The organism is Erwinia sp. V71 (assembly GCF_965644245.1).
Taxonomy (GTDB): Bacteria; Pseudomonadota; Gammaproteobacteria; order Enterobacterales; family Enterobacteriaceae; genus Erwinia.
In genome coordinates this window covers 21,650-27,687 of record NZ_CBFFRK010000054.1, presented here as the reverse complement: position 1 = coordinate 27,687, position 6,038 = coordinate 21,650, and the positions used below count along the sequence as shown (strand labels likewise).

Below are 6,038 nucleotides of genomic sequence, written 5' to 3'. Positions count from 1 at the left end.
GATTCAGGCAACCGTCTGTGGTGTTTGCAGAGCTAAGATTGGCGGCTTAGCGTTGCACTTCGGAGTTGAATCCGCCCTTCGCTAAGCGAAGCGCCGATGTTCCGGAGGCATTTAAAGTCCGGAACATCGGACATTTATTACATTTATGCTACTTAATGCGGGATATAGTGAACACAACCTAAGTTAGTGTTCACTATCGACGTAGCCCGCTAGGCTAGCTACCTACGCGACTCTCGTCGCACTACATCATGCCGCCCATACCGCCCATACCGCCCATACCACCAGCAGCACCTAAATCAGGCGCGTCGCCTTTTGGCAGGTCAGTCACCATACATTCGGTGGTGATCATCAGGCCAGCAACAGATGCCGCGTACTGCAGTGCAGAACGGGTCACTTTGGTTGGGTCCAGGATACCGAAGTCGATCATGTTGCCGTACTCTTCAGTCTGCGCGTTGTAACCGTAGTTACCTTCGCCAGCTTTCACGTTGTTGGCAACCACAGACGGCTCTTCACCGGCGTTAGACACGATCTGACGCAGAGGCGCTTCCATTGCACGCAGTGCAACTTTGATACCCACGTTCTGGTCTTCGTTCTGTGCAGTCAGGCCAGCCAGTTTCGCAGCAACACGAACCAGCGCCACGCCACCACCGGCAACCACGCCTTCTTCTACCGCAGCACGGGTTGCGTGTAGGGCATCTTCAACGCGTGCTTTCTTCTCTTTCATTTCAACTTCAGTTGCTGCGCCCACTTTCAGAACGGCCACGCCGCCTGCCAGTTTCGCTACGCGCTCCTGCAGTTTTTCTTTGTCGTAATCAGAGGTCGCTTCTTCGATCTGCTGACGGATCTGCGTCACACGGCCCGCGATAGCACCTTCATCACCCACGCCATCGATGATGGTGGTGGTGTCTTTGTTGATCACAACGCGTTTTGCCTGGCCCAGATCTTCCAGAGCGGCTTTTTCCAGCTCCATACCGATCTCTTCAGAGATCACGGTGCCGCCAGTCAGGATAGCGATATCCTGCAGCATCGCTTTACGACGGTCGCCGAAGCCAGGTGCTTTCACCGCAGCCACTTTCACGATGCCACGCATGGTGTTCACTACCAGGGTCGCCAGCGCTTCGCCTTCAACATCTTCAGCGATGATCAGCAGTGGTTTGCCTGCTTTCGCTACAGCTTCCAGAACTGGCAGCATTTCACGGATGTTGGAGATTTTTTTGTCAGCCAGCAGAATGAATGGAGATTCCAGTTCTACTGCGCCAGTTTCTGGTTTGTTGATGAAGTAAGGAGACAGGTAGCCACGGTCGAACTGCATACCTTCCACCACGTCCAGCTCGTCCTGCAGACCGGTGCCTTCTTCAACGGTGATCACGCCTTCTTTACCCACTTTTTCCATCGCCTGCGCGATCAGGGTGCCGACGCTTTCATCGGAGTTAGCGGAGATAGTACCTACCTGAGCAATAGCTTTAGAGTCGGAGCAAGGAACAGACAGTGCTTTCAGCTCTTCAACCGCTGCAATTACCGCTTTGTCGATGCCACGCTTCAGGTCCATTGGGTTCATGCCAGCCGCAACGGCTTTCAGGCCTTCGTTCACAATCGCCTGCGCCAGTACGGTCGCCGTGGTGGTACCGTCGCCTGCTGCGTCGTTCGCTTTAGAGGCAACTTCTTTCACCATCTGTGCGCCCATGTTTTCGAACTTATCTTCCAGCTCGATTTCACGTGCTACAGATACGCCATCCTTAGTGATGGTCGGTGCACCAAAAGATTTATCCAGAACCACGTTACGGCCTTTCGGGCCCAGGGTAACTTTTACTGCATCTGCCAGTACGTTCACACCGCGCAGCATTTTCACGCGTGCGTCATTACCGAATTTTACGTCTTTAGCTGCCATTTGAAATTTCCCTTAAATTCGTTGCGTTCAGTGAGTTACGCGTTGATTACGCTTCAACAATTGCCAGAATGTCGCTTTCAGAGATGATCAGCACTTCTTCGTTGTCGATTTTTTCCGTTTTTGCGCCGTAACCTTCATTGAAGATGACCAGGTCGCCCACTTTCACATCCAGCGGCTTAACATCACCGTTTTCCAGGATGCGGCCATTGCCTACCGCCAGAACTTCAGCACGGGTTGATTTGCCCGCTGCGGAACCGGTCAGCACGATGCCGCCTGCAGACTTAGATTCAACTTCTTTACGCTTAACAATTACACGATCGTGCAATGGACGAATTTTCATGTGATAGCTCTCCTTTGAGAAGTCCAATCAATTTTGGGATGAAAGCCGTGCAGAGTGCTATCGGCCTCGTGACGGAAGAGATAGGGACAGCAGCCACGGCTTTCAAGGGCAAATAATAATTTTTTTTTAGCGATCCTGGCGATCGTCATGATCCAGACGATCGGCATCTTTACGCACAAACTCGCCGTCGATGGTGTGGCCACTGTCCGGACCCGCGCCAGGACCACGCCAGACGCGCAGATGCGGCATCAGTTTCAGCGTCAGATGCTTCTGTACCGGCGGCAGTAACAACAGCAGACCGATAAAGTCGGTAAAGAAGCCCGGCAGCAATAGCAGGAAACCGGCGATGATCAGCGACACGCTTTTGATCATCTCCGCCGCCGGACTCTCGCCCGCCGCCAGCTTCTGCTGCATCAGCATAAAATTCTTCACGCCCTGGTTTTTCACCAGTGACACGCCAATGCAGGAGGTAAACACCACCAGCAGCATCGTCAGCAAGACGCCCAGCACATGCGCCACCTGGATAAACAGGGAAATCTCAATCCAGGCCAGCAGAAAAATGACTAACAACGGTAACCAGCGCACCGTACTCTCCTGTAGTAAGGCCGGCGCGCAACAGGCGCGGCGGCAGAAAATGGTGATCGCAGCGATCATGACCCTATAGATGGGAACGCCAGCGCCGTTTTTCAACCTGAAATGTTGAATTTACTGCGGCCCCTTAATTTTGTGCCTGAGATCACATATCGTTAACACCGTTACGTTAGCAAAATGCCGTAAAGTGATCTGGGTTCCGGCATTTCTGTCATAACCACATATGATCGTGCTCGCCGTGCCGATAACGGATAAAATATCGGCGCAGGCATTCCACGACAAAATAATCACACCTTTGGTGTTGGTTTAACGGGCAGTTATAACAAGAAGGTTCTCATGGTAAACAACATTCGTATCGAAGAAGACCTGTTAGGCATGCGGGAAGTTCCGGCTGACGCCTACTATGGTGTTCATACTCTGCGTGCGATTGAAAATTTCTATATCAGTAACAACAAAATCAGTGATATCCCTGAATTTGTACGCGGCATGGTAATGGTGAAAAAAGCGGCGGCAATGGCGAACAAGGAACTTCAGACCATTCCACGCAACATCGCAAATACGATTATCCAGGCCTGTGATGAAGTGCTGAACAACGGTAAATGTATGGACCAGTTCCCGGTCGACGTCTATCAGGGCGGCGCCGGTACGTCAGTCAATATGAATACCAATGAAGTGCTGGCGAATATTGGCCTTGAGCTGATGGGCCACCAGAAAGGCGAATACCAGTACCTCAATCCGAATGACCATGTGAACAAATGCCAGTCAACCAATGACGCCTATCCGACCGGTTTCCGCATTGCGGTATACAGCTCGATCCAGAAGCTGATCGACGCGATTAACCAGCTGGGTGAAGGTTTTGACCGCAAATCCACAGAATTCGCCACGATCCTGAAAATGGGACGTACCCAGCTGCAGGATGCGGTGCCCATGACGCTGGGCCAGGAATTCCACGCCTTTAATGTGCTGCTGAACGAAGAAACCAGAAGCATTCTGCGCACCGCGGAACTGCTGCTGGAAGTGAACCTCGGCGCAACGGCGATCGGTACTCGCCTGAACACGCCGGAAGGGTATCAGCAGCTGGCGGTGCAGAAGCTGGCGGAAGTGAGCAACCTGCCTTGCGTACCAGCAGAAGACCTGATTGAAGCCACCTCCGACTGCGGCGCGTACGTGATGGTGCACTCGGCGCTGAAACGTCTGGCGGTGAAACTGTCGAAAATCTGTAACGACCTGCGTCTGCTCTCTTCCGGTCCGCGTGCGTGTCTGAATGAGATCAACCTGCCAGAACTGCAGGCCGGTTCTTCTATCATGCCAGCCAAAGTGAACCCGGTGGTGCCAGAAGTGGTAAACCAGGTGTGCTTTAAAGTCATCGGCAACGATATCACTGTCACCATGGCGGCAGAAGCGGGCCAGCTGCAACTGAACGTGATGGAACCGGTCATTGGCCAGGCGCTGTTTGAGTCAATCCATATCCTGACCAACGCCTGCTACAACCTGCTGGAAAAATGCGTTAACGGCATTACCGCCAATAAAGCGGTGTGCGAAGCTTACGTGTTTAACTCCATCGGTATCGTGACCTATCTGAACCCGTACATTGGCCACCACAACGGTGACATCGTCGGTAAGATCTGTGCCGAAACCGGTAAGAGCGTACGTGAAGTGGTGCTGGAACGCGGCCTGCTGACCGAAGCGGAACTGGACGACATCTTCTCGGTACAGAACCTGATGAGCCCGGCGTATAAAGCCAAGCGCTATACCGATGAAAACGAACAGTAAATCTGTACCCTGCTGACCTTTTTAAGGCACGTCTGTTCTGCGAACGACGTGCCTTTTTCATGTTGGCAACCTACAACGTTCTAACATTCAGTTAGCAATAAAATAACAAGGAGATTTCCATGATCACCGTTGAGTTGATCATTGTCCTGCTGGCCATTTATCTGGGGGCGCGGCTGGGCGGGATTAGTATCGGTTTCGCTGGCGGTTTCGGCGTACTGGTGTTAACGCTGGGGGCGCAGATTAAGCCAGGCGCCATCCCTTTTGACGTTATTGAAATCATTATGGCGGTGATCGCCGCCATCGCCGCGATGCAGGTCGCAGGCGGCATGGATTATCTGGTGAGCCTGGCTGAACGGCTGCTGCGCAAGCATCCGCGCTATATCACCTTCCTGGCGCCGCTGGTGACATATCTGATGACGCTGGTCGCAGGCACCGGTCATACCGCTTTCTCCACCCTGCCAGTGATTGCAGAAGTGGCGAAAGAGCAGGGTGTGCGTCCGTCACGTCCGCTCTCCATCGCCGTGGTCGCTTCACAGATCGCCATTACCGCGTCGCCGATTTCCGCCGCCGTGGTGTTTTTTGCCGCGATTCTTGAACCGCGTGGCATCAGCTATCTGGCGCTGCTGGCGGTTGCCCTGCCCTCTACCATGGTGGCAATCTTTATCGCCGCGCTGATCACCAACTTCCTCGGCAAAGAGCTGAAAGATGATGCCATCTACCAGTCACGGCTGGAGAAAGGCGAAGTGGTGCTGCGCGGCGCCAGCGTATTCGCCGCGAAGCCAGGGGCAAAACGGGCTGTATGGCTGTTTCTCGCCGGAATCGCGGCGGTGGTGCTGTATGCCACGGCGATCAGCGACAACGTTGGCCTGATCAGTAATCCGGTGCTGCCGCGCAACGAAGCGATTGTGGTGTTTATGCTGACCGTCGCCACGCTGATCTGCTTTACCTGTAAAGTCGACACCAATGAGATTCTGAGCGCCAGCACGTTTAAATCCGGGATGAGCGCCTGTATCTGCGTACTGGGCGTGGCGTGGCTCGGTGATACCTTTGTTAAAGCACATATCAGTGATATTCAGGCTGTAGCCGGTGAACTGCTGCATAACTACCCGTGGATGCTGGCGCTGGTGCTGTTTTTTGCCTCCACCCTGCTCTATTCACAAGCCGCCACCACCAAAGCCTTGATGCCGGCCGCGTTAATGCTGGGCGTGTCGCCGGTGACTGCTGTAGCCTCTTTTGCTGCCGTCTCCGCGTTGTTTGTGCTGCCGACCTATCCAACCCTGCTGGCGGCCGTGGAGATGGATGATACCGGCTCCACACGCATTGGTAAGTTTGTGTTTAACCACTCGTTCCTGATCCCTGGCGTGATTGCTATCGCTTTGTCCGTGCAGTTTGGTTTTGTCTTTGGTCATATGATTCTCTGATACCTGACCCACCATCTGTCACCCT

At 53.5% G+C, this 6,038-nt stretch carries 5 protein-coding genes; 2 read left to right on the top strand and 3 right to left on the bottom strand.

Features of this window, described 5'->3' with window-relative positions:
- Positions 1–241: 241 nt before the first annotated feature.
- The 3 genes from groL to ACSZO1_RS12760 all read right to left on the bottom strand — a co-directional run bounded on the left by groL (position 242) and on the right by ACSZO1_RS12760 (position 2,813).
- On the bottom strand, positions 242–1,888 hold the full coding sequence (gene groL, locus ACSZO1_RS12770; RefSeq protein ID WP_437613086.1) for a chaperonin GroEL: 1,647 nt from the start codon (positions 1,886–1,888) through the stop codon (positions 242–244).
- Positions 1,889–1,934: 46 nt separating this feature from the next.
- Positions 1,935–2,228, bottom strand: coding sequence for a co-chaperone GroES (locus tag ACSZO1_RS12765; RefSeq protein ID WP_437613084.1), 294 nt, complete (start codon positions 2,226–2,228; stop codon positions 1,935–1,937).
- A 126-nt stretch (positions 2,229–2,354) separates the two neighbouring features.
- Positions 2,355–2,813, bottom strand: coding sequence for an FxsA family protein (locus ACSZO1_RS12760; RefSeq protein WP_437613082.1), 459 nt, complete (start codon positions 2,811–2,813; stop codon positions 2,355–2,357).
- A 342-nt stretch (positions 2,814–3,155) separates the two neighbouring features.
- Between ACSZO1_RS12760 and aspA the strand changes: the two genes are divergently transcribed.
- Together aspA and ACSZO1_RS12750 are read left to right on the top strand one after the other, a co-directional pair.
- Positions 3,156–4,592: an aspartate ammonia-lyase gene (gene aspA, locus ACSZO1_RS12755; protein WP_437613080.1), complete on the top strand. Its 1,437-nt coding sequence runs from the start codon at positions 3,156–3,158 to the stop codon at positions 4,590–4,592.
- A 119-nt stretch (positions 4,593–4,711) separates the two neighbouring features.
- Complete coding sequence (locus tag ACSZO1_RS12750) at positions 4,712–6,013, top strand: anaerobic C4-dicarboxylate transporter (RefSeq protein ID WP_437613078.1); 1,302 nt, start codon at positions 4,712–4,714, stop codon at positions 6,011–6,013.
- Positions 6,014–6,038 lie beyond the last annotated feature (25 nt).